The 16,335-nt window shown below is 68.5% G+C and carries 12 protein-coding genes and 1 pseudogene; 9 read left to right on the forward strand and 4 right to left on the reverse strand.

Translation table 11 applies throughout. The features are described 5' to 3' along the window. From VLK61_RS28485 to cspE, 3 genes are all read right to left on the reverse strand, one after another. Positions 1-1,668, reverse strand: a 1,668-nt coding sequence (locus tag VLK61_RS28485; protein ID WP_325426440.1) for a M61 family metallopeptidase, incomplete at its 3' end; no start/stop codon positions are given. Between the two features lie 123 nt (positions 1,669-1,791). Beyond that, entirely contained in the window at positions 1,792-1,932 is a 141-nt protein-coding gene (locus tag VLK61_RS28490; RefSeq protein ID WP_325426442.1) for a hypothetical protein, read from the reverse strand. Positions 1,933-2,040: 108 nt separating this feature from the next. Further along, positions 2,041-2,250, reverse strand: a complete 210-nt coding sequence (cspE, locus tag VLK61_RS28495) for a transcription antiterminator/RNA stability regulator CspE (protein WP_325426444.1) — start codon at positions 2,248-2,250, stop codon at positions 2,041-2,043. Positions 2,251-2,546: 296 nt separating this feature from the next. On the opposite strand from cspE, the gene VLK61_RS28500 reads away from it, so the two are divergent. The 7 genes from VLK61_RS28500 (at position 2,547) to VLK61_RS28530 (ending at position 12,801) form a co-directional block, all read left to right on the forward strand. Beyond that, positions 2,547-3,485, forward strand: a complete 939-nt coding sequence (locus VLK61_RS28500; protein ID WP_325426446.1) for a S1 family peptidase — start codon at positions 2,547-2,549, stop codon at positions 3,483-3,485. Then, complete coding sequence (locus VLK61_RS28505) at positions 3,427-5,829, forward strand: DEAD/DEAH box helicase (protein ID WP_325426448.1); 2,403 nt, start codon at positions 3,427-3,429, stop codon at positions 5,827-5,829. The genes VLK61_RS28500 and VLK61_RS28505 overlap by 59 nt, the downstream gene beginning before the upstream one ends. Before the next feature lie 137 nt (positions 5,830-5,966). Further along, a complete protein-coding gene (locus VLK61_RS28510; RefSeq protein ID WP_325426450.1) occupies positions 5,967-8,552 on the forward strand; it encodes a putative bifunctional diguanylate cyclase/phosphodiesterase in 2,586 nt (861 codons plus the stop codon). A gap of 147 nt (positions 8,553-8,699) precedes the next feature. Next, complete coding sequence (gene ahpC, locus VLK61_RS28515; RefSeq protein ID WP_325426452.1) at positions 8,700-9,263, forward strand: alkyl hydroperoxide reductase subunit C; 564 nt, start codon at positions 8,700-8,702, stop codon at positions 9,261-9,263. A 164-nt stretch (positions 9,264-9,427) separates the two neighbouring features. Then, positions 9,428-10,996, forward strand: a complete 1,569-nt coding sequence (gene ahpF / locus VLK61_RS28520; RefSeq protein ID WP_325426454.1) for an alkyl hydroperoxide reductase subunit F — start codon at positions 9,428-9,430, stop codon at positions 10,994-10,996. Between the two features lie 134 nt (positions 10,997-11,130). Further along, positions 11,131-11,691: a hypothetical protein gene (locus VLK61_RS28525; RefSeq protein WP_325426456.1), complete on the forward strand. Its 561-nt coding sequence runs from the start codon at positions 11,131-11,133 to the stop codon at positions 11,689-11,691. Positions 11,692-11,778: 87 nt separating this feature from the next. Continuing rightward, positions 11,779-12,801, forward strand: a complete 1,023-nt coding sequence (locus VLK61_RS28530; protein ID WP_325426458.1) for a recombination-associated protein RdgC — start codon at positions 11,779-11,781, stop codon at positions 12,799-12,801. Positions 12,802-12,810: 9 nt separating this feature from the next. On the opposite strand, the gene apbC is transcribed toward VLK61_RS28530, so the two are convergent. Beyond that, positions 12,811-13,905, reverse strand: a complete 1,095-nt coding sequence (gene apbC, locus VLK61_RS28535; protein ID WP_325426460.1) for an iron-sulfur cluster carrier protein ApbC — start codon at positions 13,903-13,905, stop codon at positions 12,811-12,813. Between the two features lie 179 nt (positions 13,906-14,084). Here apbC and VLK61_RS28540 point away from each other — a divergent pair, with 179 nt between their 5' ends. Continuing rightward, positions 14,085-15,665: a class I adenylate-forming enzyme family protein gene (locus tag VLK61_RS28540; protein WP_325426462.1), complete on the forward strand. Its 1,581-nt coding sequence runs from the start codon at positions 14,085-14,087 to the stop codon at positions 15,663-15,665. A gap of 383 nt (positions 15,666-16,048) precedes the next feature. Then, positions 16,049-16,335 (forward strand): annotated as a pseudogene (locus tag VLK61_RS28545) (energy transducer TonB); the annotation flags it as partial.

Below are 16,335 nucleotides of genomic sequence, written 5' to 3' on the forward strand. Positions count from 1 at the left end.
GTCGCTGGCCACGCGCAGGCCCAGCGAATCGCTGAAGTCGCTGGCCTTGGCGCGGGTCTCGCCGGCCTTGAAGTTGTCGCTGGGCGCATCGCTCCAGGCCAGCTGCCAGCCACCGCGCGCCAGGCCGTCCAGCGGCGCGCCACGGGCGTGGCCATCGAGCCGCTCGCGCAGGAAGCCGGCCCAGTCATGCGCCAGCACGGCGTTCAGCGTGGCCACGACCTCGTCGAAGGTGTAGGGCCTGGGGCCGAGCTGGCCGTCGTCGCTGCCATAGAAGGCCCGCGCGAAGTCATCCATCGAGCGCTGGCCGCCGGATTTCTCGCGGATCAGCGTGTCCACGTCCAGCCAGATCAGCAGCGATTCGATGTAGTAGTCGCCGCTGCTGCGCTGCCAGCTGCTCCAGTCCTTGGGCCGGCCGCGAGCGCCCATCAGGTTGTCATGGGTGGTGTCCTGCAGGTTGCGCCAGGCCCGGCCGGCGCGCCGCTCGAAGGCCGCGGCGTGCTGCGCCAGGCGGTCGCGCGCGAGCGCGGGGCTGCTCAGCCCGGCGCGGGCCGCGAGCACATGGCCCCAGAACTCGGTCTGGCCTTCGTAGACCCAGAGCAAGGAGTTCTGCATTGGCACGTTGAAATGCGGCGTCAGCAGGTCCGCCGGTCGGCGGTACTTGCCGTTCCAGGAGTGCACGTACTCGTGGGCCAGCAGTTCGCGCGCGCCGATGCTCTTGTCCCAGCCCTCGAAGTACTTGGTGTCGACGCCGTTCTCGCTGCTCTCGTGGTGCTCCAGGCCGATGCCGCCGAGCTCTTCGCTCAACGCCAGCAGGAAGTCGTACTTCTGGAAATGACGGGCACCGAACAGCTTGTCGGCCTGCTGCACCAGGCGGCGGTGGGCGTCGATCTGCGCTTCGCTGGCCTGCAGCGCCTGCTCGGTATCAGCCACGATGTTCAGCACCACCGGGCGCGTGGCAGCGGCCGATTCGAGCGCGATGCGTCGGAAGTGGCGGCCGGCAAAAACCGGAGAATCGACCAGTGTTTCCACTGACACCGGCTTGAAGGTGATGGTGTCGGCCTCGCGGCCGGCTTGTGTGCCGGTTTGCTTGCCGGTTTGCTTGCCGGTTTGTGTGCGTTCGGCGCGCAAGGCGCTACCCGATTGCCAGCCGGCAGGCAGGCTCAGGCTGGCCTGCACCTGGATGTTGCGGGCCGCATGGCCGGCCGGGTAGAGCAGCAGGTTGTGCCACTGCAGGTTCAGCATCTCCGGCGTCATCACCACGCGCCCGTTGGCCGATGTCACCGCGGCCAGGTGCTGGAATTCGACCACCAACTCCTGCACGCCGGCCGGCACCGTGAGCTGGAAGGCATGGGCATCGAGCGGGTCACGCTGCCAGGGCAGCACCTGGCCGCCCGCGCGCATCACCAGGCCGGCCAGCCGCGTGACCTCGCCCGAAGGCGAATGGGTGCCGGGCAACCAGCGCGGCAGGAACAGCGTCAACGGACCGGACGCCACCGGCAGCGTCTGCCGCACGCTGAACACGCGGTGGTCCAGGTCGGTGGCATTCACGGCCACCTGCAGCAGGCCAGGGTAGGCGGCCGGGCCGACGACGTCCTGCGCCAGCGCGGGGCCGGTCGGGCCGCAGAACAATACGCAAGTCAAGCTGGCCGCGGCCAGCCATCGCCTCAAGTCAAGATGCATCGCACGGCGGAACTCGAAGTGGCAAGCCCGCAAGATAACTGACGTGACGAGCGTGCCATGCCTGCCCGCACCGAGCAGCCGCAGAGCACCATTGGCGAAACCGGCTCTCGGCTATTTCTTCTTCTTGCTGCGGTCCGGCACCACGGTGGTCACGGTCGGCGTCACCGCAAACGGCGAGATCGGCTTGGCCGGGGCCGAGTCCTTCTTCGGCTTCTTGGCTTCCTTGTTGCTTTTGGGCTGTCCCTTGGGCATCGCTATCTCCTCTCGACTGACGGGTTGAGTGATTGGTGGACGAAAAAAAACCGCGGCCCAAGGGCAGCGGTTTTTCGGTGCCGCGGCAGATTCTGCCGCAGCGGGGAATCAGACGACGCGAATGTTCGCTGCCTGCAGGCCCTTTTGGCCTTCCTTGACTTCGAACTGCACACGCTGGTTTTCAGCCAGCGTCTTGAAGCCGCCGCCCTGGATTTCGCTGAAGTGAGCGAACAGGTCCTTGCCGCCGTTGTCCTGGGCAATGAAGCCGAAGCCCTTGCCTTCGTTGAACCATTTGACGGTGCCGGTTTGTGTGGTCATGGAAATTTCCTTTCAAAGTGATGCGAACAGCACATGCTGACGCAGTGCAGAGACACGCAAGAACTTCACCTTGGGGGGAATTTCAACCGAACCCCTCATCGAGCGATGAGGGTCGCAGCATCAGACCTCGGGAACGACGGTCTTGTGTATACCTACAGCCGCTGATGATACAGCGCTTCACCACTTGGCGTGGCATTTATTTTCAGCCGAACGCTCCAAGCCCGGTCCTCACACCGCCGGTGCTATCGTGAACACATCGTGAACACGACGCTGTGCGATGCGGCGATGGAGACCTGATGGATGCCACCCCGCCGCCGCCCGCACTACCCCGCGCCGCCGCAGCCGCGGCCGCCACACCGGCCATCCGACCCACGCCGGTGATTGAGCCCTTGCTGCTGGCCGCCGCACGCGTTTCCACCTTCGATGGCGAGCGCCTGCTGACGCATGCCAGTGGCTTCTTCTTCGAACGCGAAGGCCGGCTGTTCCTGGTGACCAGCCGCCATGTGGTGATCGACACGCCCAGCAAGCATTTCCCCGATCGGCTGCAGATCGAGCTGCACACCGATGCGCAGAATCTCGCTCAATCCACCGGCTTCTCGATCCCGCTGTACCGCGATGGCCGCAGCATCTGGCGCCAGGGCACGGACGACGCCGGAGAGATCGATGTCGCGCTGGTCGAGCTGGAACGCCAGGCCCTGCCGGCCACGCTGGTCTATCGCGCGTTCACGCCGGCGCACCTGGTAGACCTGGCCGATCGATCCGATCCGGTGCAGGTCGGCAGTTCGCTTCTGATCGTCGGCTTCCCGCTGGGCTTTCACGACACGCTGCATCACCTGCCCGTCGTGCGCCAGGCCATCAGTGCCTCGTCCTACGGACTGCGCTTCCAGGGTGAGGGCTACTTCCTGACCGACGCCCGCACCCACCGCGGCACCAGCGGCGCACCGGTGGTGATGCGCGTTAGCGACGTGTCGTCGATACCGGGCGATCTGCCCTGGCGACTGCTGGGCGTGCACTCCGCGCGGCTCGACGTCGGCTCCCGCGATGAGCGCGAAGACGAAGCGCTGGGCCTGAACTGCGCCTGGTACGCCGACATCCTGATGACGCTCAGTGCGCCAGCCACGCCGGCCTCACCCGTCGCGTCCGAGCGTCCGCGAAGCACGCGCCGACAATCGGCCGATGCCCGCACCCGGACCGCTGCAGCCCCGGCTGATCCTGCAAAGCCTTCACCGCGGTGACGGCCTGCTCGGCCTGCGCCCCTGCGGCCCGGTGATTCGACCCGCACGCACGCCGCTGTTCGGCGCGCGAGGTCCGCTGGTCACGGTCGTGCGCTTGCACTGGCAGGCGCCGGATGGTCGACGCGCCCGGCCCGCCACCGACTCCGCCGCGCACACCGCCGCAGTGCAGCGCCTGCAGCGCACCGGCCTGCGCCGGCTGCCGGCCGAGGCGCTGCAGTGGCGCGGTGCGTCGCCGCTGGCCGCCGACGACGAGCTCTGGACGCTGGTGCAGGAATCGCAGTTCGGTGACTTCTGGGCCGATGAACTGCCCGTCTTGCAGCAAGAAGGCTGGTCCATCGTCGTGCTGCCCGGCTTTGCCCACCAGAGCGTGCAGGTCGAGGCCTGGCAGCTGGTGCTGAACCCGGTCAGCGGCGAAGGCGACGCCCACCAACTGGCCGCGCCGCCGGGTCCGCGTGCGCCGCGGCTGCAGGCGCTGCAGTCGCCGCCGGGCATGGGCTCCTGGCTGTTGAGCCTGGGCGTGGTGGTCGATGGCGAGACGCTGGACCTGGTGCCGCTGCTCGCCGGCCTGATCAAGCGCGACCGCCGCTGGCTGCAGCGCGAGCAGATCGACGCCATCGCCGATGACGCACTGATCCGCCTGCGCACGCCCGCCGGCCGCCACATCGATGCGCCGGCCGCACCGTTGAAGGCGATCGCCCGCACCTTGTTGGAGTTATTGACCGAGCCCCGCCGCCGCGACGGCGCGCTGCAGCTCGCGCAGTGGGAAGCCCACCGGCTCGAAACGCTGCGCCTGACACTGGCGACCAGCGCGCAGGCGGCCCCCGGCAGCGCTGGCGCCTGGGCGATGCAGGGTGACGCGGGCTTGCAGCAGCTGGCGATGCAACTGCAGGCGGCCGGCCCCGAGCGCGACGTCGCACCGCCGCACGGCCTGGGCATCACGCTGCGCGACTACCAGCAGCAAGGCCTGGCCTGGCTGCAGCACCTGCGGCGGCAGTCGCTGGGCGGCATCCTGGCCGACGACATGGGCCTGGGCAAAACCGCGCAGGCGCTGGCCCACCTGCTGCTGGAGAAGCAGGCCGGTCGGCTGGACCGGCCGGCGCTGGTGGTGGCGCCGGCCTCGCTGATCTTCAACTGGCAGGCCGAACTGGACCGGGTCGCGCCGGACCTGTCGCTGCTGATCTGGCACGGCTCCCAACGCACAAAGGACGCGGCCGCCTTCGCCGCACACGATGTCGTGCTCACCGCCTACCCGCTGCTGTGGCGCGACGACGGGCTGCTGCGCCGCCAGCACTGGCACCTGGTGATCCTGGACGAAGCGCAGGTCGTCAAAAACGCTGGCAGCCGCACGGCCACCGCGGCCCGCCGGCTCGACGCGCGGCATCGGCTGTGCCTCACCGGCACGCCGATCGAGAACCACCTCGGCGAGCTGTGGGCGCAGTTCCACTTCCTGATGCCCGGCTTCCTGGGCGATGCGCGGCAGTTCCAGCGCCGCTGGCGCACGCCGATCGAACGCAATGGCGAAACCCTGCGCGCCGAGCTGCTGGCGCAGCGGGTGCGGCCCTTCATCCTGCGCCGGCGCAAGGACGATGTGGCCACCGAACTGCCACCGCTGACCGAGCAGCTGCAGCGCGTGCGGCTGGAAGGCGCCCAGCGGGTGCTGTACGAAAGCGTGCGCTTCGCCGCCGACGAGCAGGTGCGCCGGCTGCTGGACCGCATCGGCTTCAAAGGCGCGCAGATCGGCATCCTCGATGCTCTGCTGAAGCTGCGCCAGGTCTGCTGCGACCCGCGCCTGGTGAAGAACCGCAGCGACGGCACGGATGCCGACAGCGCCAAGCTGGCCTGGCTGCGCGAGTTGCTGCCGCAGCTGGTGGCCGAAGGCCGGCGTGTGCTGCTGTTCTCGCAGTTCACCGAGTGGCTGGCCCTGCTGCAGCCCGAACTGGATGCGCTGCAGCTGCCCTGGCTGTCGCTGACCGGCGAAGTGCCCACCGCGCAGCGCGGCGCCTTGGTGCGGCGCTTCCAGGCCGGCGAAGTGCCTTTGCTGCTGGCCAGCCTGAAGGCCGGCGGCGTCGGCCTGAACCTGACCGCCGCCGACACCGTGATCCACCTCGACCCCTGGTGGAACCCGGCCGTCGAGCGCCAGGCCAGCGCCCGTGCGCACCGCATCGGCCAGCACAAGCCGGTGCTGGTGTACCGCTTGGTCGCCGAAGGCAGCATCGAAGAACGCCTGTTGGCCCTGCAGATGCGCAAGACCGTGTTGGCCGATAGCGTGCTCGGCCACGACGGTGCCGCGAGCCTGAAGTTCAGCGAAGACGATCTGCACGGCCTGCTCGCGCCCCTGCGCTGATGCGGCCCACCGGGCGCCACCACCTGACCGCCGCACTGCAGGCTACCGGGTCAAGTCCACGCCGGAACTGTCGATAAGCCCCTACACGCCCGCCCCGCTTGCCGACCGTGTCGGCCCCTTGCTGCCCAGGACAACCGATGGCCGACCCCGCAGGCACCGCGAGCCCACGCGCCCCCGCCACACCCTGGCGCGGGCGGCTTGCCACGCTGGCCTGGTACACGCTGGTGCTGCTGGGTTGCGCGGCCTGGGTGCATGGCACGCTGGTCAGCCTGCGGCTGCCGTTGGCTGGCGCACTGCAGGTGCTGGCGGGCACGGCACTGGCGCTGGCGGCCAGCCGGTTCCCGATCCGCCTGTCGCGCACCGACCAGAGCTTCTCGGCAGCGAGCATCTTCACCGTGCTGCTGTTGCTGCTGCACGGGCCGGCCGCCGCCGGCCTGGCCGCCGCGGCGGAAGTCCTGGGCACCCGCTGGCGCGGCAAGCAGCACTGGACGGCGCCGGTGCTCGAAGCCACGGGCGCCGCGCTTGCCATGCTGCTGTGCGGCAGCCTGCTGCAGTGGTTGCTGCCGCAGCCCACAGGCCATACCGCGGCTGTGCTGATGGCGGCGATGATCTTCGGCGGCCTCCACCACGCCGCGCGCAGCGCGCTGGCGCTCACGCTGCAAGGCCTGCGTCGCGCCCGAGCGCCCGCCCTGGACGAACTGGTCGGCGGCTTCGGCTGGGCCGGCATCGCCCATGCGGCCACCGCCGCGACGGCCGCGCTGCTGTTCATCGAACGACAGCACTCGGGCGGGGTGGTGATGCTGGCGATGGTGGCCATCGTCGCGTTGCTGTTCACCACGCTGCACTTCTTCACGCTGCAGCAGCAGGCCGACGATGCCGTGCGCCAGGCCGCCGCCGACGCCATCGAGCGCGAGGCCGAGCTGGCCGCCAGCATCGCCCGCGAGCGCGCGGCGGCGCTGAAGGCCCATCACCTGCGTGAACTGGAGCAGAGCGAGCGGCGCTTCCACAACGCCTTCACGCATGCCTCGATCGGCATGGCGCTGCTGCACTTCGACGGCCGCATTCGCCAGGCCAACCCGGCGCTGCATGCGCTGCTGGGTCGCGAGGCCGTGGCGCTTGAATCGCAGCTGTTCGGCGACCTGCTGAGCCCTGCCGATGCCGCGTTGCTGCGGCAGGAGATGGCGCGTGTCGCCGCGCGCGAAACCGAGTCGCTGAGCCTGGAGCTGTGCTGCCGGCACCGGGATGGCAGCGAGGTCTGGGTCAGCGCCAACAGCAGCCTGTTCTCCGAGCCGGGGGCCAACGAGCCTTGCTTCATCCTGCAGATCCAGGACATCAGCGCGCGCCGCCGCGCGGAGCACGAGCTGCGTCACCGCGCCTTCCACGACAAGCTCACCGGCCTGCCCAACCGCGAGCGCTTCAACGAAGTGCTGTGCGCCGCGCTGGCCGCGGCGCAAGTCGACCCGCAACGCCGCTTCGCCGTGCTGTTCCTGGACTTCGACCGCTTCAAGCTGATCAACGACAGCCAGGGCCACGCGGCGGGCGATGAGTTCCTGGTGCGCGCTTCCGGCCGCCTGCATCGCTGCCTGCGCCACCGCGACACGCTGGCGCGGCTGGGCGGCGACGAGTTCGCGATCCTGGCCGACGATCTCGCCGACGACGCTGACGCGGTGGTGCTGGCAGAACGCCTGCTCGAATGCCTGCGCGAACCGCTGGGCCTGGCCGGCCTGGCGGTCACCGCCAGCGCCAGCATCGGCATCACCTTCAGCTCGATGGGCTACCGCTCGCCCGAAGACATGCTGCGTGACGCCGACATCGCGATGTACCGCGCCAAGGTCGATGGCAAGGCCCGCTTCGCGCTGTTCGATGTGCGGCTGCACACCGAAGTGTCCAATCGCCTGCGGCTGGAGGCCGACCTGCGCGACGCTTTGGCGCAGCGCCAGCTGACGGTCGCCTACCAACCGCTGTTCGAGCTGGCCACCGGCCGGCTGCAGGGCTTCGAGGCGCTGGCGCGCTGGAACCACCCGACGCTGGGGCCGGTGAGCCCGGGCACCTTCATCCCGATCGCCGAAGAATCCGGCCTGGTGGTGCAGCTCACCGATTTCGTGCTCGACACCGCCTGCCGGCAGCTGCGCCAATGGCAGCGAGCCAATCCGGACTTCGACGAGATCAGCCTGCACGTCAACGTGGCCGCCCATGACGTGGCCGGCGGCGGCCTGGTGACCCGCGTGACCGAGGCGCTGAACCGCACCGGCCTGCTGCCGCGGCACCTGACGATCGAGCTCACCGAAAACATCCTGATGACGCAGCTGGCCTCGGCGTTGGGCACGCTGCGGCAGCTGCGCGAGCTGGGCGTGGGCCTGGCGGTAGACGACTTCGGCACCGGCTATTCGTCGCTGAGCCACCTCTCGGTGCTGCCGATCGACAGCCTGAAGATCGACATGTCCTTCGTGCGCAACCTGCGCGTCGGCTCCAGCGAAGCGGCGGTGATCCGCGCCATCGTGCTGCTGGGCACCTCGCTGGGCAAGCGGGTCATCGCCGAAGGCATCGAAACCCGCTCGCAGCAGGAACAGCTGCGCGATCTGGGCTGCGAACTCGGCCAGGGCTTCTACCTGTCGCGGCCGCTGCCGCCCGCGGCCGTGCCGCATTTGCTGAATGCCGCGCCGACACAGCCAGTGCCGCTGGATCCACTGCACGAGCACGCGATGGACCGGCACATCCACTAGCGCACGAAAGACGCTGTCCACCCTCCCTGGTCGCCGGCGGTCAATAAAGAATCCCTATCCCTGATATCTCGTTAATCAACCCACGCAATGCTGCGGCGCACCTAAGCTTCACTCCGTCGTTTCCACAACCCCTCAGGAGCAAGCACCATGTCGCTGATCAACACCACCATCAAGCCGTTCAAGGCCACCGCCTACCACCAAGGCAAGTTCGTCGACCTCACCGAAGCCAGCCTGAAGGGCAAGTGGTCGGTGCTGGTGTTCTATCCGGCCGACTTCACCTTTGTCTGCCCCACGGAACTGGGCGACCTGGCCGACCACTACGACACCTTCAAGTCGCTGGGTGTCGAGATCTACGGCGTCTCGACCGATACGCACTTCACCCACAAGGCCTGGCACGACAGCTCGGACACCATCCGCAAGGTCAGCTACCCGCTGGTGGCCGACCCGACCGGCACGCTGACGCGCAACTTCGGCGTGATGATCGAAGAAGAAGGCCTGGCGCTGCGCGGCACCTTCGTGATCAACCCCGAAGGCCAGATCAAGGTGCTGGAGATCCACGACAACGGCATCGGCCGCGACGCGAAGGAGCTGCTGCGCAAGGTGCAGGCCGCCCAGTACGTGGCTGCGCATCCGGGCGAAGTCTGCCCCGCCAAGTGGACGCCGGGCGCCGAAACGCTGGCCCCTTCGCTCGATCTCGTCGGGAAGATCTGACCCACCCCCGAAGCGGGCTAGCGCCCGCTTCCCCCTCAAGGGGGCCGCGCCAGCGGGCCGGCAGAGCCGGACCCGCGGCCCGTGCTGGAACGCGCCTGGCCGGTGGCCGGCGCTTGAGGGACGCCCGGCTTCGCCGGCGCCTTACTCTGAGCTTGGAGCACATCATGCTGGACAGTGGACTGGAAACACAACTGAAGGCCTACCTCGCGATGCTGCGCCGGCCGATCGAGCTGGTGGCGTCGGTCGACGCAACGCCCAAGTCGCAGGACCTGCTGGCCCTGCTCAAGCAGATCGAATCGCTGTCGCCGCAAGTCAGCGTCAGCGAGCGCGACGATGCCGAGCGTTCGCCGTCGTTCTCGATTGGTGCGGCAGGCGAGCCGGCGCGCGTGCGCTTCGCCGGCATCCCGCTGGGCCATGAGTTCACCTCGCTGGTGCTGGCGCTGCTGCATGTCGGCGGCCATCCGCCCAAGCTGGAGCCGGAACTCATTGCGCAGATCCAGGCCATCGAAGGGGAACACCACTTCGAGACCTACATGTCCTTGACCTGCCAGAACTGCCCGGAAGTGGTGCAGGCGCTGAACACGATGGCGGCGCTGAACCCGCGCATCAGCCATGTCACGATCGACGGCGCACTGTTCCAGGACGAGGTGGCGCAGCGCCAGATCATGGCCGTGCCCTCGGTGTTCCGCAACGGCCAGCTGTTCGGCCAGGGCCGTATGGGCGTGGCCGAGATCCTGGCCAAGCTGGACGTGGGGGCCGCGCAGCGCAGCGCAGCCGCCTTGAACGACAAACCGGTGTACGACGTGCTGGTCGTCGGCGGCGGCCCGGCCGGTGCGGCGGCCGCGCTGTACGCGGCACGCAAAGGCATCCGCACCGGCGTGGTCGCCGAACGCTTCGGCGGCCAGACGCTGGACACGCTGGGCATCGAGAACTTCGTCTCGGTGATCGAAACCGAGGGTCCGAAGTTCGCGAATGCGCTGGAGCAGCATGTGCGCCAGTACGAGGTGGATGTGATGAACGCGCAGCGCGCCGACAAGCTCATCCCGGGCGAGGTGGTGCAAGTGCAACTCGCCAGCGGCGCGGTGCTGAAGAGCCGCAGCGTGATTCTCTCCACCGGCGCCCGCTGGCGCGAGGTGAACGTGCCCGGCGAGCGGGAATACCGCAACCGCGGCGTCGCCTACTGCCCGCATTGCGACGGCCCGCTGTTCAAGGGCAAGCGCGTCGCGGTGATCGGCGGCGGCAACTCCGGCGTCGAGGCGGCCATCGACCTGGCCGGTATCGTTTCGCAAGTGGTCTTGCTGGAGTTTGCCGACCAGCTGCGCGCCGACGCGGTGCTGGTGAACAAGCTGAAGAGCCTGCCGAACGTCAGCGTGCACACCGGGGCCTTGACCACGGAGATCACCGGCGACGGGCAGAAGGTCAACGGCCTGCACTACACCGACCGCGCCAGCGCTACAGCGCACCAGGTGCCGCTGGAAGGCGTGTTCGTGCAGATCGGCCTGGTGCCGAACACCGAATGGCTGAAAGGCACGCTGGAACTCAGCCGCCACGGCGAGATCATCGTCGACGCCAAGGGCCAGACCAGCCTGCCCGGTGTGTTCGCCGCGGGCGATGTGACCACGGTGCCGTTCAAGCAGATCATCATCGCCGCCGGCGATGGCGCGAAGGCGGCGCTGGGGGCCTTCGACCACCTGATCCGCACGCCGGTGCCCAGCGCGGCCACGGCCGCCTGAGCTGCCGCCGGCCGCACCGCCCTCCCGGTGGCGGGCCAGCCAGTGACTTTGGGCAGGCGCCGTGCGTGTTGTCTGACACGACTTGCAGCAGATGCCTGACCCCTGTTGCAAGAGGGCGGGCCTAGTATGGCGGCATGCCCAGCCGTCTACGCTCCACTACCGCGCTGACCGGCGCGTTGTGGTGCTGTGTAGCGATGGCGGACGAGACCTTGCCCCGCACTGCGCCCGAGTTGACGGTCGATGTGGACACGGTGATGGTCGACGTCACCGCGCCCCGGGCGACGCGCGAACTGGCGCCGGTGGCATCGCAGTACACGGCGGGCACGCGCACCATGATGTGGTCGCGCAGCGGCTCGGTTCAGTTGGGCCTGGGCGTCGATCGGCCCGGGGCCGCACCGCCCACCAGCACGGCGTTCGGGCCGACGCCCGCCTCGCGTGTCGTGCTCGGTGCCAGCATCGACACCAGCGCCACCACGCAGTTGCGCTGGCAGACACCCTTGCCGGCAACGCTGACGCATGACGCCTTGCAGCAACCTCAAGTGATGGAGGTTTCGCTGGTGCTGAAGCCGCAAGATCCGCTGGCATCGCTGCGCCGCGGCGCGCTGATGCGGCTGGAGTTGAGCGGCCAGACCCAGTTGTCGCTGCGCCCGCGCGGCGGTGGCCGCCTGGAGTTGAAGCTGACCAGCAAGTGGTGAGCGCCTGCGGGCGAGCACCCGCGCCACAGCGCGCAGGCACAATCCGCCCTTTTTCGCCCGCCGGCTGACGCGGGCCAAGAGGCATCCGTGTTCAAGAATCTGATGGTCTACCGCCTGGCGCCCGATTGGGCGTCCACCCCGGCGCACATCGAAGAGAAACTCCAGCAGGCCCGTTTCACCGAATGCGGCGCCACGCAGCCGCGCTCGGCCGGCTGGGTGGAACCGCGCGAGGTGGCCAACGGCCCGCTGATCGAGGTCATCGACGGCCAGTGGCTGATGATGCTGATGATCGAGCAGAAGGTGCTGCCCGGTCCGGTGATCAAGCGCCAGGTCGAGGCGCTGGCCGCAAAGATCGAACAGCAGACCGGCCGCAAGCCCGGCAAGAAGCAGCTGCGTGAACTGAAGGACCAGGCCCAGCTGGACCTGCTGCCGATGGCCTTCACCAAACGCGCGGCGATCCGCGTGTGGATCGCGCCGGCCGAGCGGCTGCTGATGGTCGATGCCGGCAGCCAGGCCAAGGCCGACGAGGTGCTGACACAGCTGAGCAAGGCCTTGACCGGGCTGTCGGCGCAACTGGTCAACACCGCGCTGTCGCCCGCGGCGGCGATGGCCGACTGGCTGGCCAGCGGCGAGCCGCCGCCGCGCTTCAGCGTCGACCGCGATTGCGAGCTGAAGGCTGCCGACGGCGAAAAGCCGACCGTGCGCTACGCCCGCCATGCGCTGGACATCGACGAGATCCGCGGCCACCTGACAGCGGGCAAACAGCCGACGAGGCTGGCCCTGACCTGGCAGGGCCGCGTCTCCTTCGTGCTGACCGACGCGCTGCAGATCAAGAAGCTGGCCTTCCTGGACGGCGTGTTCGAAGGCCGGCAGGCCAAGAAGGACGAAGCCTTCGAGGCCGACGCGGCGATTGCCACCGGCGAACTCGCACCGCTGCTCGGTGACCTGATCGATGCGCTGGGCGGCGAGGATCTGGGCCCCGGTCGCCCGACGGCCGCCCCCGATCCGGGCCGCGCACCTCTGGCCGCCTCCACTGGCCTGTCCCCGACCGGGGAGGAACCGCGCGCCGCCGCCGCGGTCATCGATGACTCATCGCCACCGTGGGCCTGAGCCCAAGGTTCAGGTGTTCTTGCTGACGGTGATGGTCGGGAACTTCGCGCTGAAGTCCTTGGCCTTCTCGGCGATCTTCACGGCCACCTGACGGGCAATCTGCTTGTAGGTGGCGGCCACCTCGCCGTCCGGGTCGGCCACGACGGTCGGATTGCCCGAGTCGGCCTGCTCGCGGATCGCGCGCGTCAGCGGCAGCGCGCCGAGGTAGTCCATGTTGTATTCAGCGGCCATCTTCTTGCCGCCGTCAGCCCCGAAGATGTGTTCGGTGTGGCCGCAGTTCGGGCAGCTGTACACGGCCATGTTCTCGACGAGGCCGAGGATGGGCACGCCGACCTTCTCGAACATCGCAACGCCCTTTTTTGCGTCCAGCAGGGCAATGTCCTGCGGCGTCGTGACGATCACCGCGCCGGTCAGCGGCACGCGCTGGCTCAGCGTCAGCTGGATGTCGCCGGTGCCGGGCGGCATGTCGATGATCAGGTAGTCCAGTTCGCGCCAGTTGGTCTGGCGCAGCAACTGGTCCAGCGCCTGCGTGGCCATCGGGCCGCGCCAGATCATGGCCTGGTCGGGCTCGACCAGGAAGCCGATCGACATCACCTGCAGGCCATGCGCCTCCTTGGGCTCCATGTTCTGGCCATCGATGCTCTCGGGCCGGCCCGAGACACCCAGCATCATCGGCTGGCTGGGGCCGTAGATGTCGGCGTCGAGCACGCCGACCGAGGCCCCTTCGGCGACCAGCGCCAGCGCCAGATTCACCGCCGTCGTGCTCTTGCCGACGCCGCCCTTGCCGGAGGCCACCGCGATGATGTTCTTGACCTTGGGCAGCAGCTGCACGCCGCGCTGCGCGGCATGGGCCACGACCTTGGAGCTGATGTCGGCGCTGACATTGCCGACCCCCGGCACGCTGCGCGCCGCATCGATCAGCGCGCGGCGCAGCGCCGGCACCAGGCTCTTCGCCGGATAGCCCAGCGTCAGCTCGAAGGACACGTCGGCGCCCTCGATGCGCAGGTTCTTCAGCTGCCGGGTCGACACATAGTCCTTGCCGGTGTGCGGATCGGTGACGGTCTTCAGGGCTTCAAGCAGGGCGGCTTCGGTCAGGGTGGTCATGGTGGGGAGCTCAGTGCGGCGCCGAGGGGTGGCGCGCGGGCAGTCTAGCGGAGCGGGCGATGTCCACTGACGCCGTGGCCACTGGCGTCGCCGGCGCGACAGTTTGCAGGCACCAGGCCCGCGCCCCGCTGCCTAGAATCAAATGGCCCCACCCACCCAGACTGCAAGGTCGCCCCACGATGTCGAGCACTGCCGCCGCGCCCACCGATACCGAGCCCTTCCGTGACCTGCCGTCCTTGCTGCGTGACCATGCCCGGGCCCGGCCCGATGCGATGGCCATCCACGATGCCGAGCGCAGCGTGCGCTATGCCGAGCTCGATGCGCTGGCCGACCGCGTGGCCGCGACCCTGCAACGCGATGGCCTGAAGGCGCAGGATGCCATCGCGATCTGCGCTGGCAGCAGCATCGACTACCTGGCTGTATTCCTGGGCGCGCTGCGGGTCGGCGTGGCAGTGGCGCCGCTGGCACCCAGTTCGACACCAGGCCAGCTGGCCGACATGGTGGCCGATGCCGGCGCCCGGCTGTTCTTCCTGGATGCCGCGGTGGCGCAGGCCCTGGACGCCGCGCAGGTCGTGCTGCCAGAAGCGCTTGGCCGCATTCGGCTCGGTACCGCTGGCGATGAGCGCTCGCTGGCCGACTGGTTGCTGCCGGAAGGCGCCCGGCCGACACCGGTGGCCATCGATCCGGCCTGGGCCTTCAACCTGATCTATTCCTCGGGCACGACCGGCACGCCAAAGGGCATCGTGCAGTCGCATGCGATGCGCTGGTCGCACATCCAGCGCGCCGCGGTGTCGGGCTACGGCCCCGACACGGTCACGCTGATAGCCACGCCGCTGTATTCGAACACCACGCTGGTGGCGGTGATCCCGACGCTGGCCCATGGCGGCACGCTGGTGCTGATGGCGAAGTTCGATGCCCTGCGCTACCTGGCGCTGGCGCAGCAGCACCGCGCCACGCACACGATGCTGGTGCCGGTGCAGTACCAGCGGCTGATGGCGAGGCCCGAGTTCGGGCAGTACGACCTGTCGTCCTTCCGCTCCAAGTTCTGCACCAGCGCCCCGTTTCATCCCGCGCTGAAGACCGAGGTGCTGGCCCGCTGGCCCGGCGCGCTGGTGGAGTACTACGGCATGACCGAAGGTGGCGGCACCTGCATCCTGCAGGCGCACCTGTTCCCGAACAAGCTGCACACCGTCGGCCAACCGGCCGAAGGCCATGACATCCGGCTGATCGACGAAGAAGGCCGTGAGGTGCTCCGCGGCGAAAGCGGCGAGGTCGTCGGCCGCTCCAGCGGCATGATGAGCGGCTACCACAACCAGCCCGGCAAGACCGCCGAGGCGGAGTGGTTCAACAAAGAAGGCCAGCGCTACATCCGCACCGGCGATGTCGGCCGCTTCGACGAAGACGGCTTCCTGATCCTGCACGACCGTCGCAAGGACATGATCATCAGCGGTGGCTTCAACATCTACCCCAGCGACCTGGAAGCCGTGCTGCGCCGGCACCCTGCGGTGGCCGACGCGGCGGTGATCGGCGTGCCCTCGGTCGAATGGGGCGAAACGCCGGTGGCGTTTGTCGTGGTCCGCGCCGGCGGCACGGACAGCGCGTCGGCCATTCGGGAAATTCAGGACTGGGTCAACGAGCAGGTCGGCAAGACGCAGCGCCTGAGCGCCTTGCGCCTGATCGATGAACTGCCGCGCAGCGCGATCGGCAAGATCCTCAAGCGCGAATTGCGCGACCGCTGGACGGCTGCATCGAAGGGATGACTTCGGATTGATGGCGCGAGGCGGCACGTCGATTGCTCCGTGCGGTGCCCGGCTGCAGTGCGTGGCGTACACCAGTTTCGGCGCAGGCACACGCCAGCGCCAAAGCGGTGCACGGTCGAGGCCCTCGGCTGGCACGCCGCGTGCATCAATTCACCCATGAATAACCGAACCGCCTATCCGATTTCCAGTGAAACTTCAAGCAAGAACGCGTTGGTAACCCGATTGATCCATTAAGGTGTTGCACCAAGCGAACAGCCAGTTCTTTCACGCTATATTCCCCCCCTTCGCAGTGGAGAGAGCTGCGGGCGGCCCACAAGGCCGCACTTCGTACAAAAGTCACAGAGACCCGACGTCAAAACGACGGGCCGTCTGGAGGTTATCGAGTGGATTACGCTCAACAGCAACGCAACCCGGGCAAACACCTGACCGGGTTTATCGTGGTCGTCATACTGCACATCATTTTGGGATGGGCACTGCTGAACGGCCTGGCACGCAAAATCGTCGAAGTCGTCAAGGGGCCGATCGAGACCAAGATCATCGAGGAGGTGAAACCACCGCCTCCACCACCGCCGGAAAACCTGCCGCCGCCGCCGAAGACCGCGCCTCCGCCGCCGTCTTTCGTGCCGCCGCCGGAGGTGCAGATCGCCAACCCGCCACCTGCGCCGGCCAT

This window comes from Aquabacterium sp. (assembly GCF_035476535.1).
Lineage (GTDB): Bacteria > Pseudomonadota > Gammaproteobacteria > Burkholderiales > Burkholderiaceae_C > Pseudaquabacterium.

Bases quoted from the DNA above. Each gene is read 5' to 3' on its own strand.
- VLK61_RS28510 (WP_325426450.1), top strand. From the start codon at position 5,967: ATGGCCGACCCCGCAGGCACCGCGAGCCCACGCGCCCCCGCCACACCC.
- ahpF (WP_325426454.1), top strand. From the start codon at position 9,428: ATGCTGGACAGTGGACTGGAAACACAACTGAAGGCCTACCTCGCGATG.
- VLK61_RS28490 (WP_325426442.1), bottom strand. From the start codon at position 1,932: ATGCCCAAGGGACAGCCCAAAAGCAACAAGGAAGCCAAGAAGCCGAAG.
- apbC (WP_325426460.1), bottom strand. From the start codon at position 13,905: ATGACCACCCTGACCGAAGCCGCCCTGCTTGAAGCCCTGAAGACCGTC.
- cspE (WP_325426444.1), bottom strand. From the start codon at position 2,250: ATGACCACACAAACCGGCACCGTCAAATGGTTCAACGAAGGCAAGGGC.
- VLK61_RS28500 (WP_325426446.1), top strand. From the start codon at position 2,547: ATGGATGCCACCCCGCCGCCGCCCGCACTACCCCGCGCCGCCGCAGCC.
- VLK61_RS28525 (WP_325426456.1), top strand. From the start codon at position 11,131: ATGCCCAGCCGTCTACGCTCCACTACCGCGCTGACCGGCGCGTTGTGG.
- VLK61_RS28505 (WP_325426448.1), top strand. From the start codon at position 3,427: ATGCCCGCACCCGGACCGCTGCAGCCCCGGCTGATCCTGCAAAGCCTT.
- VLK61_RS28540 (WP_325426462.1), top strand. From the start codon at position 14,085: ATGTCGAGCACTGCCGCCGCGCCCACCGATACCGAGCCCTTCCGTGAC.
- ahpC (WP_325426452.1), top strand. From the start codon at position 8,700: ATGTCGCTGATCAACACCACCATCAAGCCGTTCAAGGCCACCGCCTAC.